The organism is Thermaerobacillus caldiproteolyticus (assembly GCF_015326725.1).
Lineage (GTDB): Bacteria > Bacillota > Bacilli > Bacillales > Anoxybacillaceae > Thermaerobacillus > Thermaerobacillus caldiproteolyticus.
This window is the reverse complement of record NZ_CP064060.1, coordinates 3,269,922-3,287,500: the sequence shown is the minus strand read 5'-3', so window position 1 is coordinate 3,287,500 and position 17,579 is coordinate 3,269,922. Positions and strand designations below refer to the sequence as shown.

At 41.0% G+C, this 17,579-nt stretch carries 29 protein-coding genes (1 of these 29 only partly in view); 1 reads left to right on the top strand and 28 read right to left on the bottom strand.

The window, feature by feature from the left end; genetic code table 11:
- A protein-coding gene (locus ISX45_RS16520) for a KinB-signaling pathway activation protein (protein ID WP_181557585.1) crosses the window boundary here: on the bottom strand, positions 1–431 show its 5' portion. The gene continues 190 nt to the left of window position 1, outside the view; only the first 431 of its 621 coding nucleotides appear in the window; its start codon is at positions 429–431; the stop codon falls past the left edge of the window.
- 154 nt (positions 432–585) lie between these two features.
- On the opposite strand from ISX45_RS16520, the gene gerD reads away from it, so the two are divergent.
- Positions 586–1,209: a spore germination lipoprotein GerD gene (gene gerD, locus ISX45_RS16515; protein WP_181557586.1), complete on the top strand. Its 624-nt coding sequence runs from the start codon at positions 586–588 to the stop codon at positions 1,207–1,209.
- 398 nt (positions 1,210–1,607) lie between these two features.
- Here gerD and ISX45_RS16510 read toward each other — a convergent pair whose 3' ends face one another.
- The 27 genes from ISX45_RS16510 to rplE form a co-directional block, all read right to left on the bottom strand.
- Positions 1,608–2,624 carry an Mrp/NBP35 family ATP-binding protein gene (locus tag ISX45_RS16510; protein WP_194519425.1) on the bottom strand — a complete coding sequence of 339 codons (1,017 nt, stop codon included), beginning with the start codon at positions 2,622–2,624 and terminating at the stop codon, positions 1,608–1,610.
- A gap of 108 nt (positions 2,625–2,732) precedes the next feature.
- A complete protein-coding gene (gene cwlD, locus ISX45_RS16505) occupies positions 2,733–3,440 on the bottom strand; it encodes an N-acetylmuramoyl-L-alanine amidase CwlD (RefSeq protein WP_181557588.1) in 708 nt (235 codons plus the stop codon).
- Between the two features lie 65 nt (positions 3,441–3,505).
- Complete coding sequence (locus ISX45_RS16500; RefSeq protein WP_194519424.1) at positions 3,506–3,946, bottom strand: YbaK family protein; 441 nt, start codon at positions 3,944–3,946, stop codon at positions 3,506–3,508.
- A 128-nt stretch (positions 3,947–4,074) separates the two neighbouring features.
- A complete protein-coding gene (gene rpsI / locus ISX45_RS16495) occupies positions 4,075–4,467 on the bottom strand; it encodes a 30S ribosomal protein S9 (protein ID WP_181557590.1) in 393 nt (130 codons plus the stop codon).
- Positions 4,468–4,488: 21 nt separating this feature from the next.
- Complete coding sequence (gene rplM, locus ISX45_RS16490; protein WP_181557591.1) at positions 4,489–4,926, bottom strand: 50S ribosomal protein L13; 438 nt, start codon at positions 4,924–4,926, stop codon at positions 4,489–4,491.
- 149 nt (positions 4,927–5,075) lie between these two features.
- Positions 5,076–5,819 carry a tRNA pseudouridine(38-40) synthase TruA gene (gene truA, locus ISX45_RS16485; protein WP_194519423.1) on the bottom strand — a complete coding sequence of 248 codons (744 nt, stop codon included), beginning with the start codon at positions 5,817–5,819 and terminating at the stop codon, positions 5,076–5,078.
- Between the two features lie 13 nt (positions 5,820–5,832).
- The gene (locus tag ISX45_RS16480) at positions 5,833–6,630 is read right to left on the bottom strand and encodes an energy-coupling factor transporter transmembrane component T family protein (RefSeq protein WP_194519422.1); all 798 of its coding nucleotides are present in this window, start codon (positions 6,628–6,630) and stop codon (positions 5,833–5,835) included.
- The gene (locus ISX45_RS16475; RefSeq protein ID WP_194519421.1) at positions 6,620–7,495 is read right to left on the bottom strand and encodes an energy-coupling factor ABC transporter ATP-binding protein; all 876 of its coding nucleotides are present in this window, start codon (positions 7,493–7,495) and stop codon (positions 6,620–6,622) included. Before ISX45_RS16475 ends, ISX45_RS16480 begins: the two co-directional genes overlap by 11 nt.
- The gene (locus ISX45_RS16470; protein WP_181557595.1) at positions 7,471–8,301 is read right to left on the bottom strand and encodes an energy-coupling factor ABC transporter ATP-binding protein; all 831 of its coding nucleotides are present in this window, start codon (positions 8,299–8,301) and stop codon (positions 7,471–7,473) included. Before ISX45_RS16470 ends, ISX45_RS16475 begins: the two co-directional genes overlap by 25 nt.
- Positions 8,302–8,433: 132 nt before the next feature.
- The gene (rplQ, locus tag ISX45_RS16465) at positions 8,434–8,796 is read right to left on the bottom strand and encodes a 50S ribosomal protein L17 (protein ID WP_181557596.1); all 363 of its coding nucleotides are present in this window, start codon (positions 8,794–8,796) and stop codon (positions 8,434–8,436) included.
- 61 nt (positions 8,797–8,857) lie between these two features.
- Positions 8,858–9,802 (bottom strand): DNA-directed RNA polymerase subunit alpha, encoded by a 945-nt coding sequence (locus ISX45_RS16460; protein WP_194519420.1) that lies wholly within the window; start codon positions 9,800–9,802, stop codon positions 8,858–8,860.
- A 163-nt stretch (positions 9,803–9,965) separates the two neighbouring features.
- A complete protein-coding gene (gene rpsK / locus ISX45_RS16455) occupies positions 9,966–10,355 on the bottom strand; it encodes a 30S ribosomal protein S11 (RefSeq protein ID WP_181557413.1) in 390 nt (129 codons plus the stop codon).
- A gap of 25 nt (positions 10,356–10,380) precedes the next feature.
- Positions 10,381–10,746 (bottom strand): 30S ribosomal protein S13, encoded by a 366-nt coding sequence (gene rpsM / locus ISX45_RS16450; RefSeq protein WP_044895215.1) that lies wholly within the window; start codon positions 10,744–10,746, stop codon positions 10,381–10,383.
- Between the two features lie 22 nt (positions 10,747–10,768).
- Positions 10,769–10,882: a 50S ribosomal protein L36 gene (gene rpmJ / locus ISX45_RS16445; RefSeq protein ID WP_000868344.1), complete on the bottom strand. Its 114-nt coding sequence runs from the start codon at positions 10,880–10,882 to the stop codon at positions 10,769–10,771.
- 34 nt (positions 10,883–10,916) lie between these two features.
- On the bottom strand, positions 10,917–11,135 hold the full coding sequence (gene infA / locus ISX45_RS16440; protein WP_003247618.1) for a translation initiation factor IF-1: 219 nt from the start codon (positions 11,133–11,135) through the stop codon (positions 10,917–10,919).
- Entirely contained in the window at positions 11,113–11,448 is a 336-nt protein-coding gene (locus ISX45_RS16435) for a KOW domain-containing RNA-binding protein (RefSeq protein WP_181557414.1), read from the bottom strand. Before ISX45_RS16435 ends, infA begins: the two co-directional genes overlap by 23 nt.
- 21 nt (positions 11,449–11,469) lie before the next feature.
- Positions 11,470–12,216, bottom strand: a complete 747-nt coding sequence (gene map, locus ISX45_RS16430) for a type I methionyl aminopeptidase (protein WP_181557415.1) — start codon at positions 12,214–12,216, stop codon at positions 11,470–11,472.
- On the bottom strand, positions 12,216–12,866 hold the full coding sequence (locus ISX45_RS16425) for an adenylate kinase (protein WP_181557416.1): 651 nt from the start codon (positions 12,864–12,866) through the stop codon (positions 12,216–12,218). Before ISX45_RS16425 ends, map begins: the two co-directional genes overlap by 1 nt.
- Positions 12,867–12,920: 54 nt before the next feature.
- Complete coding sequence (gene secY, locus ISX45_RS16420; protein ID WP_194519419.1) at positions 12,921–14,213, bottom strand: preprotein translocase subunit SecY; 1,293 nt, start codon at positions 14,211–14,213, stop codon at positions 12,921–12,923.
- Entirely contained in the window at positions 14,213–14,653 is a 441-nt protein-coding gene (rplO, locus tag ISX45_RS16415; protein WP_194519418.1) for a 50S ribosomal protein L15, read from the bottom strand. Before rplO ends, secY begins: the two co-directional genes overlap by 1 nt.
- 30 nt (positions 14,654–14,683) lie before the next feature.
- Positions 14,684–14,872, bottom strand: coding sequence for a 50S ribosomal protein L30 (rpmD, locus tag ISX45_RS16410; RefSeq protein WP_181557419.1), 189 nt, complete (start codon positions 14,870–14,872; stop codon positions 14,684–14,686).
- A 13-nt stretch (positions 14,873–14,885) separates the two neighbouring features.
- Complete coding sequence (gene rpsE, locus ISX45_RS16405) at positions 14,886–15,386, bottom strand: 30S ribosomal protein S5 (protein ID WP_003397684.1); 501 nt, start codon at positions 15,384–15,386, stop codon at positions 14,886–14,888.
- A 19-nt stretch (positions 15,387–15,405) separates the two neighbouring features.
- Positions 15,406–15,768, bottom strand: coding sequence for a 50S ribosomal protein L18 (gene rplR / locus ISX45_RS16400; protein WP_181557420.1), 363 nt, complete (start codon positions 15,766–15,768; stop codon positions 15,406–15,408).
- Positions 15,769–15,800: 32 nt separating this feature from the next.
- Positions 15,801–16,337: a 50S ribosomal protein L6 gene (gene rplF, locus ISX45_RS16395; RefSeq protein ID WP_181557421.1), complete on the bottom strand. Its 537-nt coding sequence runs from the start codon at positions 16,335–16,337 to the stop codon at positions 15,801–15,803.
- A gap of 30 nt (positions 16,338–16,367) precedes the next feature.
- The gene (gene rpsH / locus ISX45_RS16390; protein ID WP_181557422.1) at positions 16,368–16,766 is read right to left on the bottom strand and encodes a 30S ribosomal protein S8; all 399 of its coding nucleotides are present in this window, start codon (positions 16,764–16,766) and stop codon (positions 16,368–16,370) included.
- Between the two features lie 33 nt (positions 16,767–16,799).
- Positions 16,800–16,985, bottom strand: coding sequence for a 30S ribosomal protein S14 (gene rpsN / locus ISX45_RS16385; RefSeq protein WP_003397678.1), 186 nt, complete (start codon positions 16,983–16,985; stop codon positions 16,800–16,802).
- 33 nt (positions 16,986–17,018) lie between these two features.
- On the bottom strand, positions 17,019–17,558 hold the full coding sequence (rplE, locus tag ISX45_RS16380; RefSeq protein ID WP_181557423.1) for a 50S ribosomal protein L5: 540 nt from the start codon (positions 17,556–17,558) through the stop codon (positions 17,019–17,021).
- Between the last annotated feature and the right edge of the window lie 21 nt (positions 17,559–17,579).

The window sequence follows — 17,579 nt, the reverse complement described above, 5'->3', positions numbered from 1 at the left end:
TTATTGGTTTGTTTGCTTTTGACGTACGCTACCACGAGACCGAATAACAAAATAAACAAGGCAACTAACATGTAGCTAACAATCGACTCTCCCTTCGTAGCAAACGCCTGATAGCGAAAATACACCAAATCAAAAAGTACAAAGGAGATAAGAACAATTTGCACAGAATTCCAAAGGGAAGCAGATCGAAATACCCCTAATCCAAATCGATGAATGGTTAAGTAAGAGAAAAACCCCATCTGGCTAATGATGCTAAAAATAAAACCAACACCAATAAACCAAATTAATACAGCAAAAATTTCCCCTATTTGTAATTCAATAAACAGCTTTTGATACTTACTCCATTTAAGAGTGAATCCTATAATCGCTGTAGTGATTCCACCAATTGCTAATGTTGTTAAAAATAAGCGAACCCACTTACGGCTGTTCACAGCTCCATCCTCCATCATTATTTCTAATCGTTCCTTTAAAATTGTATCAATCACTTTCTCAAAAAGCCAGCTATTCATAAGCGGAATGCATATTTTTTTGTCGAAAATTCATATTAAGGATAAGGACCTTTGCAGAAAGGAGCTTAATTTACACATGAAAAAAGGAACATTGCTCCTCTTATTGAGCTATTTCCTTATCCTTAGTTCTTGTGCTCCCCAAGAGATCAGCTCACCTCCGCCTGATTACGATCAGACGAAAAAAATGGTGGTTGATATTTTAAAAACAGATGAAGGAAAAAAGGCTATTCAAGAGGTTTTAAAAGATGAAAAAATCAAACAGCAACTTATTCTCGATCAAGCAGTAGTGAAAGACACTCTCGAACAAATTTTAGTGTCCAAGCAAGGGACCGAATTTTGGGAAAAAGCGTTTCAAGATCCAAAGTTTGTAGAAAGCTTTGCAAAAAGTTTAAAAACAGAACAAGAAAAAACCATTAAATCTTTAATGAAAGACCCAGAATATCAAGGGATGATGATAGATGTTCTGCAAAATCCAGAAATGGAAAAAGCTATGCTTACCGTTTTGAAAAGTAAAGAATTTCGTGGTCATCTTCAACAACTCATTACTGAAACATTTAACAGTCCTTTATTTAAAGCGAAAATTCAAGATATCTTAGTAAAAGCTGCTGAAGATATGCAGCAAGGAACAAAAAAGCAAGAAGGAAATGAAGAAGGAGGAGAAGGGGAAGAAAGTGGACAACAAGGACAAGGAGGCAGTTAAAAAAGCGATGACAACTCGCTTGCCCTGACCGCTTTGCAAAGAAAAAGCCACCAGAGCAAGGCTGGTAACCAATGAACTTCTCCCTCTCCGTTTAACAAATGAAAGATTTCTCAGAAAAGAGCAAGCGCCAATTTTGCCATCTTGGCTCCCGTGACGGACAAATGTTCTTCACCCGCTGGGCAGCCGGCTTACCATCGAGAAGGGAACTGGTTTGGCGCCGAGCTCTCAAGCATCATTTTTCAAGTCATGCTTTGTGTAACTATTGCACCAATGCCGATTCAAGAAGCAAACTGGTTGGTCGCTGATGCTGACAGTGTTCGTTTCACATTGATACTTTCTTATCTTTTTAAGAAGGAGCCCTCTCATGAAAAGAGACGCTCCTTTTGCTTTTATATGCGTTACGATCTTTCAATAATTTTACGCGCAATGTTCATATAAATTTTACCGATTGGATGGTCTTCCGCATATACAGACGGAGCAAAATCGTCATCATTCCAATCAGGCTGCTGGAGCGGCAACTGCCCTAATAGCTCTGTTTGCAGTTCTTTTGCAAGCTTCTCACCGCCTCCTTTGCCGAAGACGTATTCTTTTTCACCTGTTCGTCTGCTTTCAAAATAGGACATGTTTTCGATGACACCAATAATTTGATGTTCCGTCCGAAGGGCCATCGCCCCTGCCCTCGCGGCAACAAATGCTGCTGTCGGATGAGGCGTTGTAACAATAATTTCTTTACAGCTCGGAAGCAGCGAATGAACATCCAATGCGACATCTCCTGTTCCCGGTGGTAAATCTAACAGTAAATAATCCAATTCTCCCCATTCGACTTCTTGGAAAAAGCTGTTTAACATTTTTCCTAACATCGGGCCACGCCAAATGACAGGGGCATTGTCTTCCACAAAAAATCCCATTGAAATGACTTTAACCCCGAACCGTTCTACAGGGATAATTTTTTCTCCCCGCACAACAGGTCTCTCGACAATCCCCATCATATCAGGAATGCTAAATCCGTAAATATCCGCATCGATAAGCCCCACTTTTTTTCCAAGACGGGCAAGAGAAACAGCTAGGTTAACGGAAACAGTTGATTTTCCTACTCCTCCTTTACCGCTTGCAATCGCGATATAGGTCGTTTGTTTTTGAGAGTCACGATGCTTGGCGATTTCCTCATCGGAAAGTTGAGTAAATCGTAATCCTACTGACACAGCTCCTGCATTTTTTAATACCTGTACAACTGTCGTTTGCACTTGCAACTGCTCTGCTGTCCCTGTTTTCGCTAAAGCAATTTTGACACTCACATGTCCTTTGTCTTCCTTAATTTTGATTTCTTGAATCGCGTTTGTTTCTTTAAACGTTTTATGTAAAAACGGGTCTTGTATGTTTTCTAACAATCCTCTTACATCACTTTCCGTTAACATCGCTCATCACCAATCCTTATGTATTCGTTTTCATATTTTTACTATAACATACATTTGGAGGAATCGTGAACTTTATGCTTCCACCGCTATAGAAATAGAAAATCCTCCCTAGTTAGGAGGATTTTTTTCGTTTGAAAAGTATCGCAACACTCCATTATATATGGAGGCGGCAAGTTTCGTTTGATACTGGTCTGAAGCTAAAAGTTCGCGTTCTTCCGGGTTGGACAAAAACCCTACTTCAACAAGGGCCCCCGGTTTTTTCGCATATTTTAATAAATAAACCGTATTAATGACTTTGGCAGAACGATCCGTGTTTTCTAAATTGCGACGAAGCTCTGCTTGAATAAATTTGGCAAGCCGTTCATTTTCTATCAATGAACCGTAGTAAAAAGTTTGTGCTCCGCGCCAACGAGGAGAAGGGATGGCATTCAGATGAATGCTAATAAATAAATCTGCTTCAGATTCGTTAATAAATTTTACTCGCTTTCGTAAATCTTCCACTTTTCTACGGCTATACCCTCTTGTATCTTTATCAGCTAAGTCGCTATCATCTTCGCGTGTCAATAATACAAGCGCCCCTTGTTGCTGTAAATAGTCACGTAACTTTTTCGCGACATGTAAAGCAATGTCTTTCTCGATCACTTCTCCCCCTACGGCTCCACCGTCAGGTCCCCCGTGCCCGGGGTCCAAAACGATAATCCGTCCGGAAAGAGGAAGATTCCATGATTTCGTTGAACTTGTATCTGTAAAGATATACTGCAAAAAAATGATGAGCATAACGAAACCAATAACTGCACCCCATAGTTTTACTTTCATCGTTTCTCCTCCTGCGTTTCCCCCTTATTTATCTTATATGGGACAAGAGGAGAAAATAGAACTCATTAATGAAGTTTCAAGCGGCGCCGCTTTTTTCCTTTTTCAAATCCTTCGATCCACCAGTGGGAAATATAATGTTCGCACATATAATATAACGATTCACCTACGAATACATCATCAATATTTCCCCAAAAACATAAAAAGTCAAACAAGGTATCGATTAAGTATTTTTCTTCACGCTCTGAACGTCGTCTCACCATTTCCATCGGTTCACCGTAATAACCAAAGCGGCTGTAACTCGCTCCCAGTAAGTATGCCTCAATAGCTATATCAACACATCCATCTTCAATGACAGAAGGAAAAACGCGATATGTTCGATAAAAAGAGTCAAAGCATTCATGAACATGCTTTTTGAGCTTCTCAAGGGATAATTCCCGAAGCATTTTTCGCTCATATGTGATTTGCTTTTCCCTTTTCTTTTCCTTAAAAGACGTAATCACATTCATTTGCTTTCACGCTCCTTTGAGATGTAGTTTCTAACGATTTATCCCAAACATGCGTGAAAAAGAAATGATGAAAACAGAAAAAAATCCCAGCCGAATTGGCTGGGATTTTGCTAAACATATTATTAACATTAGCGTTTTGAGAATTGAGGTGCGCGACGAGCGCCTTTAAGACCGTATTTCTTACGCTCTTTCATACGAGCATCGCGAGTTAATAAGCCCGCACGTTTCAACGTTTGACGATATTCTGGATCAACTTCTAATAGCGCACGTGCAATACCGTGACGAATTGCACCCGCTTGACCAGAGAAACCGCCACCTTTTACGTTTACTAATACGTCATAGCTACCTAATGTTTCTGTCAATACTAATGGTTGTTTTACAACTTCGATTAATGCTTGAGATGGAATATAATCTTGAATGTCGCGATTATTGATGATAATGCGTCCATCACCAGGAACTAAGCGTACACGCGCAACAGAACTTTTGCGACGGCCTGTGCCATAATATTGTACCTGTGCCAAAATAATACCCTCCTTAATCGATTATCCGCGAAGTTCGTAAACTTCTGGTTTTTGTGCTTGATGTGGATGTTCGCTGCCTCTGTAAACATGTAATTTTTTGAACATTTGACGGCCAAGACGACCTTTTGGAAGCATACCACGAACCGCTAATTCAAGCATTTTTTCAGGATAGTTCGTACGCATTTCAAGTGCTGTTCTTACTTTTAATCCGCCTGGATGCAAACTGTGACGATAATACAATTTGTCTGTTAACTTTTTACCCGTTAACTCGATTTTCTCTGCATTGATGATAATGACATGATCACCAGTGTCTACATGTGGTGTAAAAGTTGGTTTATGTTTGCCGCGTAAAATTGCTGCTACTTCACTTGCAAGACGACCTAGCGTTTTGCCTTCAGCGTCAACAACGTACCATTTACGTTCTACTTCCTTTGGCTTCGCCATGTAAGTTGTACGCATGATTTTCCCTCCTAAAATAAAAAAATGAGCTACGTTTTTATATTTATTTCAACACGATTAATTCCGGGGCTAATCGTGGGGTTAAAATACATACCATATGATATAATATCTCTTTAGGATACTAATGTCAAGAAAATGTTACACCAGGATTAGTTGTCATAGTAGACATTCCATAAATATAAGCCATGAGGGGGAGCTGTTTTTCCTGCAAGGCGGCGATCTTTTCCTTGTAAAATCGAAGGAATACAATCTGCCTCTCTTTTTCCTTGCCCAATCTCCAGTATCGTCCCGACAAGAATTCGTACCATATTATACAGAAAACCATTGCCGACAAAGCGAAATTCGAGACCGTTATGAGATGAAATGGCTTCCGCTTCATAAATAGTCCGCACTCGATCTTCAATTTCTGTCTTCGCTGAACAAAAACTTGTAAAATCGTGAGTTCCTTTCACCGCGTTCAGTGCATGCTTGATCGCTTCTATGTCCAATGCATATGGATAGTGATAACAATAGTATCGCGAAAACACATCTTGCTCTTCGGCCGTTCGTATTTTATAGCGATACTCTTTTGCGGTCGCACTAAAGCGAGCGTGAAAAGAAAAATCCACTTCCTGCACGTCTCTTACGACAATATCATCAGGCAATAGAGCATTTAATGCTTTTTGCCAACGTTCAGCTGGAAGAAGCAAAGAAGAATCAAAATGAATGACCTGTCCGTATGCATGAACACCTGCATCCGTTCTTCCAGAAGCCACTACACGAACCATCTCGCCTTTATGCATCTTTGCTAACGTTTGTTCCAATTCGCCTTGTACCGTCCGTTTATTTGGTTGAACTTGGTAGCCAGCAAAATGCGTACCGTCATAAGAAATAATACATTTTATTCTTTTCATCGCCGATTCCTCACTATGAACGTAATACGAACAAGATCATCGCTAATACAAAGACAGCTATCAAACAGAATGTATCCAAAGGCTTCCATGTGAGCTGACGAAATTTCGTCCTTCCTTCCCCGCCGCGGTAGCCCCGTGCTTCCATGGCAGTCGCTAACTCCTCGGCACGCTTGAACGAATTAATAAATAAAGGAACGAGCAAAGAAACAATGGCTTTTACTCTTTCGGAAAAAGAGCCTCCGGAAAAATCGACTCCACGCGCCGCTTGAGCTTTCATAATTTTTTCTGTTTCTTCTAATAACGTCGGAATAAATCGAAGCGAAATTGACATCATTAACGCAAGTTCATGAACAGGAACATGAAGTTTTTTTAATGGCGCCAGAAGACTTTCAACTCCATCCGTTACCTCAATCGGCGTTGTCGTCAACGTTAACAATGTGGTTATCATGATGAATAATAAAAAACGAAGAGAAATAAAAATTCCTTGCTTGATACCGCCCTCATAAATAGCAAGCCGGCCCCATTGATAAAGCAAATCCCCTTCTTTTGTCATGAACATATGCAGCAAAAATGTCACTAGCACAATCCAAAGAATTGGTTTCAGGCCCCTTAAAATAAAAGCAATCGGGATTCGCGATAAAAAGAGAAGAACAAGTGTAAACATCGTTAAAACGGTATATGTTACACTATTGTTCGCTAAAAAAACAATAAACACGTAGATAAACACTAACAGCAACTTTGCGCGTGGATCCATACGGTGAATAATGGAATCGCCAGGTACATATTTTCCGATAATCATACTATTGATCATGGCCATTCACCCTAGAAAATAATTTTTCGACTCCTTCAATCACTTGCTCAATCGTTAAACATGGTGAAGGAATTTCTACCCCAAGTTTCTTTTCCAGTTTCTGTTTGAACAATACTGTTTCCGGCACATCAAGTCCAATTTGTAATAAAGCGTCTGGGTCATGGAAGATTTGTTGGGGTGTTCCTGTTTTCCAAACTGTTCCTTTATGCATCACAATCATATGGTCAGCGTATTTTGCTGCATCTTCCATGTGATGTGTCACTAAAATGGTTGTGAGTTTCTTCTCGTGATGAAGGCGATAAAACATTTCCATAATTTCTGTGCGACCTCTAGGGTCTAAGCCGGCTGTTGGTTCATCTAATACGATCACCTCTGGCTCCATGGCAAGGACTCCAGCGATGGCCACGCGGCGCATTTGCCCACCGCTTAAATCAAAAGGCGATTTTGTTAACACTTCTTCCGGAAGCCCTACTAACGAAAGAAGTTCTCTTGCTTTTTGTTTCGCCTCTTCTTCTGGAACACCAAAGTTCATAGGGCCAAAACAAATATCTTTTTCCACTGTTTCTTCGAATAACTGATGTTCAGGAAATTGGAATACAATCCCGACTTTTTTGCGTAACGGTTTTAACTGTTTTTGTCGTTTTCCACTTGTAATCGCTTGCTCGCCTACAATGACCTTTCCATTTGTTGGTTGTAACAAACCGTTTAAATGCTGCAATAATGTAGATTTCCCGGAGCCGGTATGACCGATAATTGCAACATACGAACCGCTTTCTATTGTTATATTGACATCGTATAATGCCCTGCGCGCAAATGGTGAGTTGGCATGATAAACATGTTCTACTTGCTGGAATATAATGTCCATAACTCGTCTACCAACTCCTCTACCGTAAAATAGTTCGAAGATAAAGGAAGGCCATGTTGTTTTAACTGGTTACTTACTTTTACAGCAAATGGCAAGTCCAGCCCGACTCGTTCTAACTTTACCCCTAGCGAAAAAATTTGTTTTGGTGTTCCTTCTGCCATAATTTCCCCTTTGTTCATGACAATGACTCGATCCGCTTTGGCGACTTCTTCAAGGTCATGAGTAATCGATAAAACAGTAATATGCTGTTTTTTGTTTAAATGTCGAACCGTTTCCAATACTTCTTGCTTTCCTTTTGGATCTAACATCGATGTCGCTTCATCCAAAATGATTAAATCCGGTTGTAGCGCAATAATTCCAGCAATAGCGACACGTTGTTTCTGTCCGCCAGAAAGATGATGAGGCTCATGCTGCAAAAATTCTTCCATGTTTACTTGCTGAACAGCTTCCCTTACCCGTTTGATCATGTCTTCGCGGGGTACTCCGTTATTTTCTAAGCCAAACGCTACATCATCTTCGACCGTTGTACCGACAAATTGGTTATCCGGGTTTTGAAATACCATCCCGACTCGCTTACGAATATCCCAAATCGTTTCTTCATTGAGTACAGTGTTAAACAGTTTGATAATTCCATTTTCCGGTTTAAGCAGACCAATAAGTAGCTTGGCAATCGTTGATTTACCAGACCCATTATGTCCAACAATGGCGACCCATTCACCTTTTTTTACTTGAAACGTCACATTCTGAATCGCGTAATGAGACTGATTCGGATATTTAAAAGATAGCTTTTCTACCGATAGAATCATGTGACTCGACTTCTCTCCTCTCTTCCACTCTATCTCTACTCTACTATAACAAAAGAAAAAGGAAAATAAAAAAAGGGCATAGATCCAGTTCAAAATAAACTGTCCCGCCCTTGTTAATTCACCGAATCGTTATTAAACTAGTTCAATGATTACCATTGGAGCGCCATCACCACGACGTGGACCAAGTTTCATAATACGAGTGTAACCACCTTGACGATCTTGGTAACGTGGCGCGATATCGCTGAATAATTTTTGGATGGCATCTTGACCTGTTTCTGTATTGGCTACTTCTTTGCGGATAAACGCAGCTGCTTGACGACGAGCATGTAAATCGCCGCGTTTGCCAAGAGTAATCATTTTTTCTACTACTGAGCGCAATTCTTTCGCACGAGCTTCTGTTGTTTCGACACGCTCGTTAATAATTAAATCCGTCGCTAAGTCACGAAGTAACGCTTTGCGCTGAGCGCTTGTACGTCCTAATTTTCTGTATGACATGAGATGTCCCTCCTTTTTGAATGACTTGTAACATGAAAATGCCTAGTTAAGCCAATGTTAACTAGTCATCCTTACGTAACCCTAATCCTAGTTCCTCCAGTTTTGCTTTGACTTCTTCTAAAGACTTTCTTCCAAGGTTACGCACTTTCATCATATCTTCTTCTGTTTTTTGTGCAAGCTCTTGAACGGTATTAATACCGGCGCGTTTTAAACAGTTATACGAACGGACAGAAAGATCAAGCTCTTCAATCGTCATTTCAAGCACTTTTTCTTTTTGGTCTTCTTCTTTTTCAACCATGATTTCTGCATTTTGCGCTTCATCCGTAAGACCAACAAAAATATTCAAGTGCTCGGTCAAAATTTTCGCACCAAGGGCAATAGCTTCTTTTGGTCCGATGCTTCCGTCTGTCCATACATCAATCGTTAACTTATCATAATTCGTTACTTGACCAACACGCGTATTTTCAACTTGATAAGCAACGCGTGAGACAGGTGTATAAATTGAATCGATAGGGATAACACCTATTGGCTGATCCTCGCGTTTATTTGCATCAGCTGGAGTATACCCACGTCCACGCTTTGCTGTCATTCGCATGCGCAAGCGGCCACCTTCCGCTAGCGTGGCAATGTGCAGGTCCGGATTTAAGATTTCTACATCGCTGTCGTGAGTAATATCAGCAGCCGTGACAACTCCTTCACCCTGTACATCAATTTCAAGCGTCTTTTCTTCGTCAGAGTAAATTTTTAACGCAAGCTTTTTTATGTTTAAAATAATTGCTGTCACATCTTCTACGACGCCTTCAATTGTTGAGAACTCATGCAGCACACCATCTATTTGAATAGATGTCACAGCGGCACCAGGGAGTGAGGATAATAGGATACGACGTAAGGAGTTACCCAAAGTTGTACCATATCCACGCTCAAGTGGTTCAACGACGAATTTGCCATATTTGGCATCTTCGCTGATTTCAACCGTCTCGATTTTTGGTTTTTCGATTTCAATCATGATATATACCCTCCTTCAAAACGTCGAAACCCCGACCAAACGATACACGCCTAATCGAAATTCCCCCATGAATAAGTTCCCGAATGTGCGCAGTAGCTGAGTAAAATTTCTCTGCTATATCATATCCCATTATTGACAAGGATACAAATTCTATACAGAGAAATTACACACGGCGACGTTTTGGCGGACGGCATCCGTTATGCGGAACAGGAGTAACGTCTTTAATCGCTGTAATTTCTAATCCAGCCGCTTGAAGTGCACGAATTGCAGCCTCACGACCAGCACCAGGACCTTTTACGTTCACTTCAACAGTTTTCATACCATGTTCCATAGAAGCTTTCGCAGCTGCTTCTGCAGCCATTTGTGCTGCAAATGGAGTAGATTTACGAGAACCTTTAAAGCCTAATGCCCCTGCGCTTGACCAAGCAATCGCATTTCCATGAACATCGGTAATTGTGACGATCGTGTTGTTAAATGTAGAGCGAATGTGAGCAATACCAGATTCAATATTTTTTTTCACACGGCGTTTACGTGTATTTGTTTTACGTGCCATTCGTTGAATTACCTCCTTTACTCAATTATTTTTTCTTGTTCGCTACCGTACGACGTGGGCCTTTACGTGTGCGAGCATTGTTTTTCGTATTTTGACCACGAACTGGTAAACCACGACGATGACGAAGACCGCGATAGCAACCAATTTCCATTAAACGTTTAATGTTTAATGATACTTCTCGACGAAGATCTCCTTCTACTTTAAGACGGTCTACGATTTCACGGATTTTTCCTAATTCTTCTTCTGTTAAGTCACGAACGCGAGTATCTTCAGACACACCTGCTTCTGCTAAGATCTTTTGTGCAGTTGGTTTACCGATACCGTAAATATATGTTAAAGAAATAACTACACGTTTATCACGAGGAATATCTACACCTGCAATACGTGCCATATTATATACACCTCCTTAAAAATTACCCTTGTTTTTGTTTATGTTTTGGATTTTCACAAATAACCATGACTTTTCCTCTTCTACGAATAACTTTGCATTTTTCGCAGATTGGTTTCACAGATGGTCTCACTTTCATGTTCTTTTACCTCCTTATTCATGCGGAGTGCTCATTATTTATAGCGATACGTAATTCTACCACGCGTTAAATCGTACGGAGATAATTCTACCGTAACTTTGTCTCCAGGTAAAATGCGAATGAAGTGCATACGAATTTTACCAGAAACATGCGCTAAAACCGTATGTCCGTTTTCTAGCTCAACTCGAAACATTGCATTCGGTAATGTTTCAACAACTGTACCTTCCACTTCAATTACATCGTCCTTCGCCATGGATCGGCTCTCCCTTCTTCGAATCAGTAACATATTGATTGGCAAATTTCGTTAATGCATAACGTAATTTGCCGTTTGTCACACGACCAGTTTCAATAATGCTGTTTCGTACTTCCGAAGAAATGTAATCAAGCAACTGAATGTGCTGTACATTTTTTCGCTTTGGAACATCAAATGTACGTCTACTTCCGTCTGCAAGTAGAACAAACCGTTCATCAACTACTCCAACAATGACAGCATATTGTCCTGCTTCACGACCATGTGTGATTAACACAATTTGCCCAATTTGGCACGGTGAGCATTTCCCCGACAACGGTCTCACCTTCAAATTGATTTAGAGGGTAGTTAAAATTTCATAGCCGGTCTCCGTAATGGCGATCGTATGCTCAAAATGAGCGCACATTTTTCCATCCACTGTTACAACGGTCCAATCATCTTCAAGCGTCCTTACATAACGGCTTCCGGCATTGACCATTGGTTCGATGCATAGCACCATTCCCGGTTTTAACCGTGGTCCTTTATTTGGTGGACCATAATGTGGAATTTGCGGGTCTTCATGTAAGTTTTGACCAATTCCGTGCCCGACATACTCCCGAACGATGGAAAAGTGATGCGATTCGACATATGTTTGAATCGCGTGGGAAATATTTGATAAACGGGCACCTGGTTTTGCTTCCTGCAATCCCTTATATAATGATTGCTCTGTTACTTCAAGAAGCTTTTTGGTTTCTTCCGCAATCTCCCCAACGGGATATGTCCATGCTGAATCAGCATGATACCCATTGTACTGGGCGCCAATATCAATGCTAATAATGTCGCCTTCCTTTAATACTCGGTCACCGGGTATGCCGTGAACAAGCTCCTCATTCACTGAGGCACAAATGCTTCCAGGGAAACCGTTATACCCTTTAAATGAGGGGATAGCTCCATGTTGTCGAATGACCGTTTCCGCGATGCGATCTAATTCCTTTGTCGTAATCCCTGGCTGAATATGTTTCACTAGCTCTTGATGAGTGAGAGCAACAATTCTTCCTGCCTCCCGCATGATTTCAATTTCACGCGGAGTTTTACAAATAATCATTATTGTAAGCCCCCAAGCAGTTCACAAATATCGGCAAACACTTTCTCAATGTCCTGTTGTCCGTTAATGTGGCGCAAATAGCCTTTTTCCTCGTAAAAGTCGATCAATGGCTGCGTTTGCTTCAGATTGACTTCAAGGCGGTTTGCTACCGTTTCTTCATTGTCGTCGGCACGTTGATACAATTCGCCACCGCATTTATCGCAAACACCCGGTTGGGCAGGCGGATTGAACAAGAGATGATATGTCGCACCGCAGCTTTTGCAAATGCGTCTTCCCGTTAAACGCTCCATTAGAATGTCTTTGTCAACTTGAATATGAATGACATAGTCGATAGAGCGATTTAACTCGGCAAGAAGCGTTTCAAGTGCCTCCGCTTGAGCAACTGTTCGTGGAAACCCATCAAGCAAAAATCCTTTTTGGCAATCGTCTTTGCTTAAGCGTTCACGAACAATGCCGATCGTTACCTCATCTGGAACAAGATCCCCACGGTCCATGTATGCCTTGGCTTCCAACCCTAATGGCGTACCTTCTTTTATCGCCGCGCGGAACATGTCACCAGTCGAAATATGAGGTATTCCATATTTCTCGACGATTTTCTCTGCTTGAGTACCTTTTCCGGCACCCGGCAACCCCATTAAGACTAAGTTCATGATCGTTCCCCCTCAGCTCTATGCGAGGTAGAGGGAATCACTTCCCCAAACCTCTTACTTAATAAAGCCTTTATAATGGCGTTTTACTAGTTGACTCTCAAGCTGTTTCATTGTCTCAAGCGCAACACCGATAACAATTAGCAAGCTTGTTCCACCAATTCGAGCGGAAGACGGCAAATTAGCAAACTTGACAAAGAAAATAGGAAGAATGGCGATTGCGGCTAAGAATAATGAACCGACGAATGTAAGCCGATAAAGAACTTTCGTTACATACTCTTGGGTGTTCTTTCCTGGACGTATGCCTGGAATATAACCACCTTGCTTTTTTAAGTTGTCCGCCATTTGTTCTGGATTCACTTGAACAAAAGCATAGAAGTACGTAAACGCAATAATTAACACCACGTATATAATCATACCAACTGGGTGTGTATAATCAAATATTTTTCGAATCCACAAAGTTACATCATTCGAGCCGAAAAACGACGCAATCGTTAGTGGAGTAAAAATAAACGAAACAGCAAAAATAACAGGAATAACCCCTGCTGGATTCACTTTTAACGGCAAGTGGGTGGAATGACCACCGACTGGGCTACGTCCCTCTAACCGTTTGGCATATTGAATCGGAATTTTCCGCAATGCTTGTTGGACATAAATGACTCCAACAATGACCGCAATAACCGCTAACGCAATCAGAAGAACCGTAACGATTCGTAAAAACAGCTCGTCACCAGCGTTCTCGAATTGCTGTGCATAAATTTGATTAATGGTCGTTGGAATACCGGAAACAATCCCAGCAAAAATGATGATCGATATTCCGTTTCCAACACCCTTAGCTGTGATTTGCTCTCCTAACCACATTAAAAACGATGTACCCGCAGTTAATACCGTCGCAATTAACAGATAGGTTGATATCCCAGGATTTTTAATTAATAATCCACCTGCAAGATTATTAAATCCGTAAGACATTCCAAGTGCTTCGATAAAACCTAGCACAACCGTAAAGTAGCGGGTAAACTGAGCTAATTTACGCCGTCCAACTTCTCCTTGTTTGGACCATTCCGTAAATTTAGGAACAACATCCATCTGTAACAGCTGTACGATGATGGATGCTGTAATATAAGGCATAATCCCCATTGCAAAAATGGAGAAGTTTTTCAAAGCCCCTCCTCCGAATGTATTGAGAACGCCGAAGACATTCATTTGATCTTGGACTTTTAATACATCGACGTTAACATTCGGTACTGGAATAAACGTTCCAATGCGAAAAACAATAAGCATGAGGAGAGTAAAAATGATTTTTTTTCTTATATCACCCACGCGCATAAAGTTGGAGATTGTCCGAAACATTAAATCACCTCAGTTTTACCGCCAGCAGCTTCAATTGCTTCTTTCGCAGCAGAGGAGAATTTATGTGCTTTTACTGTTAATTTTTTCTCAATTTGACCGTTACCTAAGATTTTCACACCATCTTTTAACTTGCTGACAACGCCCGTTTCAAGTAAAAGTTCAGGTGTTACTTCTGTGCCATCTTCAAAACGGTTAAGCGCATCAAGGTTTACGATCGCGTATTCTTTACGATTGATATTCGTAAAACCACGTTTTGGAAGACGACGGAATAAAGGAGTTTGACCGCCTTCAAAACCAAGTCGTACACCGCCACCTGAACGAGCGTTTTGACCTTTATGACCTCTACCAGACGTTTTACCGTTACCAGAACCGATACCACGGCCCACACGATTGCGTTCTTTGCGGGAACCTAGTGCTGGTTGTAATTCATGAAGTTTCATCGCGAGGCACCTCCTTATATACAATATACATTATTGTTCTAATTCTTGTACTTTTACAAGATGAGACACTTTATTGATCATGCCACGAATAGCTGGATTGTCGTTATGAACAACCGTTTGATGTAATTTGCGTAATCCTAATGTTCTAACTGTTACACGTTGGTCCTCAGGACGACCAATTACGCTACGAGTGAGGGTAATCGCTAATTTTTTCGCCATTGTATTTCCCTCCTTATCCTAACAGTTCCTCAACTGTTTTGCCGCGCAATTTCGCTACATCTTCTGCACGTTTTAATTGTTTTAAACCATCAATTGTTGCACGCACCATGTTGATTGGTGTGTTAGAGCCGATAGATTTTGATAAAATATCGCTAATACCTGCTAGTTCTAATACTGCACGTGCAGGACCACCAGCAATAACCCCTGTACCTTCAGAAGCTGGTTTTAAGATGATTTCTCCTGCACCAAAGTGACCGATCACTTCATGAGGAATTGTAGTACCAACGATTGGCACAGTAATTAAGTTTTTCTTAGCATCTTCAATTGCTTTACGAATCGCATCTGGAACCTCTTGCGCTTTTCCTGTTCCAAAGCCAACATGTCCGTTTTTGTCACCGACAACAACTAAAGCAGCGAAACGGAAGCGGCGTCCACCTTTTACTACTTTTGCTACGCGGTTAACGGCTACCACGCGTTCTTCAAGTTCAAGTTTGTTTGGATCAATGCGACGCATCTCTGTCCCTCCTTTATAATTAGAATTCTAAACCAGCTTCACGAGCAGCGTCAGCAAGTGCTTTTACACGTCCATGATATAAATATCCACCGCGGTCAAACACTACGCTTTTAATTCCTTTTTCTAACGCACGTTTAGCTACTAATTCGCCTACTTTTTGAGCTGCTTCAATATTTCCAGTTGATTCTAGGTCGAATTCTTTATCTAATGTGGAAGCACTCACAATCGTTACTGCTTTTACGTCATCAATAATTTGTGCGTAAATGTGTTTGTTAGAACGGAACACATTTAAACGCGGACGTTCAGCAGTTCCGAATACTTTTCTACGAACACGCGCATGTCTTTTTTTACGAACTGCGTTTTTATCAAGCTTCGTGATCATTTATGTCACTCCTTTCATTTCGCTAAGCAGCATTATTTACCTGTTTTACCTTCTTTGCGACGTACAACTTCACCTTCGTAACGAATTCCTTTTCCTTTGTAAGGCTCTGGAGCACGAACCGCACGAATGTTAGCTGCTAGTTCACCAACGCGTTGTTTGTCCGCACCTTTTACAACGATTTTTGTTTGTGAAGGAACTTCAATTTCTAGTCCTTCTTCTGGTTCGATTTCTACTGGATGAGAGTATCCAACGCTAAGTACAAGCTTTTTCCCTTGTTTAGAAGCACGGTAACCGACACCGACTAACTCAAGAGCTTTCTCGTACCCTTTCGAAACTCCTTCAATCATGTTCGCTAGCAAGCTGCGAGTCGTACCGTGAAGAGCACGGTGTTCTTTTTCGTCGCTTGGACGAGAAACCGTAATCACATTATCCTCTAATTTGATTGTCATATCAGGATGGAAAGTGCGAGTCAATTCGCCTTTCGGTCCTTTCACCGTAACAGTGTTGCCGTTTACTGTAACCGTTACACCGGCTGGGATTTCAACTGGCTTTTTACCAACACGTGACATACATGACACCTCCATTCTTAACAAGACTAATTACCAAATGTATGCTAAAACTTCGCCGCCAGTTCCTTTTTGACGTGCTTCTTTATCTGTTAAAACGCCTTGAGACGTAGAAAGAATCGCGATACCTAAACCGTTCAATACGCGAGGTACTTCATGAGCTTTCGCATAAACACGCAAACCAGGTTTGCTGATGCGTTTTAAACCAGTAATAACACGTTCGTTATTTGGACCGTATTTTAAGAAAATACGGAGGATACCTTGTTTGTTGTCTTCAATGTATTCTACATCACGAATGAATCCTTCGCGTTTTAAAATTTCCGCGATTTCTCTTTTAATTTTAGAAGCAGGAACTTCTAATTTTTCGTGACGTACCATGTTCGCATTACGAATGCGAGTAAGCATATCTGCAATTGGATCTGTCATCACCATTATGTTTTACCTCCTTCCCAATTCACGGGTTAATTACCAACTTGCTTTTTTCACACCAGGAATTTGACCTTTGTATGCTAATTCACGGAAACAAATACGGCAAAGTTTAAATTTGCGATACACAGAGTGTGGACGTCCGCAACGCTCACAGCGAGTGTACGCTTGCACTTTAAACTTTGGCGTGCGTTTTTGTTTCGCGATCATTGATTTTTTAGCCACGTTTTCGCCTCCCTCTTTTTGCGATTGGGATCATTATTTTTGAAATGGCATACCGAGTAATGTTAATAATTCACGAGCTTCTTCGTCCGTTTTCGCTGTTGTGACAATAACGATATCCATACCACGAACTTTGTTTACTTTATCGTAGTCGATTTCAGGGAAAATTAATTGTTCTTTAATCCCTAATGTATAGTTACCGCGACCGTCAAATGATTTTTTAGATACGCCACGGAAGTCACGAACGCGTGGAAGCGATACAGAGATTAATTTATCTAGGAATTCGTACATGCGCTCTCCGCGTAATGTAACTTTTGCTCCGATTGGCATCCCTTCACGAAGACGGAAGCCAGCGATTGATTTTTTCGCACGAGTAACAACTGGTTTTTGACCAGAAATTAATGCTAATTCTTCTACCGCGTTGTCTAATGCTTTCGGGTTTTGTACTGCATCACCAACACCCATGTTGATGACGATTTTTTCGATTTTTGGAACTTGCATTACAGATTTATAGTTAAACTTGCTCATAAGAGCAGGAGTAACTTCTTTTAGATATTTTTCTTTTAGGCGGTTCATGTAAGTACCTCCTTTCTTACA

Bases quoted from the DNA above. Each gene is read 5' to 3' on its own strand.
- infA (WP_003247618.1), bottom strand. From the start codon at position 11,135: ATGGCGAAGGACGATGTAATTGAAGTGGAAGGTACAGTTGTTGAAACA.
- cwlD (WP_181557588.1), bottom strand. From the start codon at position 3,440: ATGAAAGTAAAACTATGGGGTGCAGTTATTGGTTTCGTTATGCTCATC.
- rpsK (WP_181557413.1), bottom strand. From the start codon at position 10,355: ATGGCACGTAAAACAAATACACGTAAACGCCGTGTGAAAAAAAATATT.
- rplM (WP_181557591.1), bottom strand. From the start codon at position 4,926: ATGCGTACAACTTACATGGCGAAGCCAAAGGAAGTAGAACGTAAATGG.
- rpsM (WP_044895215.1), bottom strand. From the start codon at position 10,746: ATGGCACGTATTGCAGGTGTAGATATTCCTCGTGATAAACGTGTAGTT.
- map (WP_181557415.1), bottom strand. From the start codon at position 12,216: ATGATTATTTGTAAAACTCCGCGTGAAATTGAAATCATGCGGGAGGCA.
- ISX45_RS16510 (WP_194519425.1), bottom strand. From the start codon at position 2,624: ATGTTAACGGAAAGTGATGTAAGAGGATTGTTAGAAAACATACAAGAC.
- ISX45_RS16475 (WP_194519421.1), bottom strand. From the start codon at position 7,495: ATGGACATTATATTCCAGCAAGTAGAACATGTTTATCATGCCAACTCA.
- rplR (WP_181557420.1), bottom strand. From the start codon at position 15,768: ATGATCACGAAGCTTGATAAAAACGCAGTTCGTAAAAAAAGACATGCG.
- ISX45_RS16460 (WP_194519420.1), bottom strand. From the start codon at position 9,802: ATGATTGAAATCGAAAAACCAAAAATCGAGACGGTTGAAATCAGCGAA.
- secY (WP_194519419.1), bottom strand. From the start codon at position 14,213: ATGTTTCGGACAATCTCCAACTTTATGCGCGTGGGTGATATAAGAAAA.
- ISX45_RS16425 (WP_181557416.1), bottom strand. From the start codon at position 12,866: ATGAACTTAGTCTTAATGGGGTTGCCGGGTGCCGGAAAAGGTACTCAA.
- rpsE (WP_003397684.1), bottom strand. From the start codon at position 15,386: ATGCGTCGCATTGATCCAAACAAACTTGAACTTGAAGAACGCGTGGTA.
- rplE (WP_181557423.1), bottom strand. From the start codon at position 17,558: ATGAACCGCCTAAAAGAAAAATATCTAAAAGAAGTTACTCCTGCTCTT.
- gerD (WP_181557586.1), top strand. From the start codon at position 586: ATGAAAAAAGGAACATTGCTCCTCTTATTGAGCTATTTCCTTATCCTT.
- truA (WP_194519423.1), bottom strand. From the start codon at position 5,819: ATGAAAAGAATAAAATGTATTATTTCTTATGACGGTACGCATTTTGCT.
- rpmJ (WP_000868344.1), bottom strand. From the start codon at position 10,882: ATGAAAGTGAGACCATCTGTGAAACCAATCTGCGAAAAATGCAAAGTT.
- rplQ (WP_181557596.1), bottom strand. From the start codon at position 8,796: ATGTCATACAGAAAATTAGGACGTACAAGCGCTCAGCGCAAAGCGTTA.
- ISX45_RS16500 (WP_194519424.1), bottom strand. From the start codon at position 3,946: ATGAATGTGATTACGTCTTTTAAGGAAAAGAAAAGGGAAAAGCAAATC.
- rpsH (WP_181557422.1), bottom strand. From the start codon at position 16,766: ATGGTGATGACAGATCCAATTGCAGATATGCTTACTCGCATTCGTAAT.
- ISX45_RS16470 (WP_181557595.1), bottom strand. From the start codon at position 8,301: ATGATTCTATCGGTAGAAAAGCTATCTTTTAAATATCCGAATCAGTCT.
- rplF (WP_181557421.1), bottom strand. From the start codon at position 16,337: ATGTCACGTGTTGGTAAAAAGCCAGTTGAAATCCCAGCCGGTGTAACG.
- ISX45_RS16480 (WP_194519422.1), bottom strand. From the start codon at position 6,630: ATGATCAATAGTATGATTATCGGAAAATATGTACCTGGCGATTCCATT.
- rpmD (WP_181557419.1), bottom strand. From the start codon at position 14,872: ATGGCGAAAAAATTAGCGATTACCCTCACTCGTAGCGTAATTGGTCGT.
- rplO (WP_194519418.1), bottom strand. From the start codon at position 14,653: ATGAAACTTCATGAATTACAACCAGCACTAGGTTCCCGCAAAGAACGC.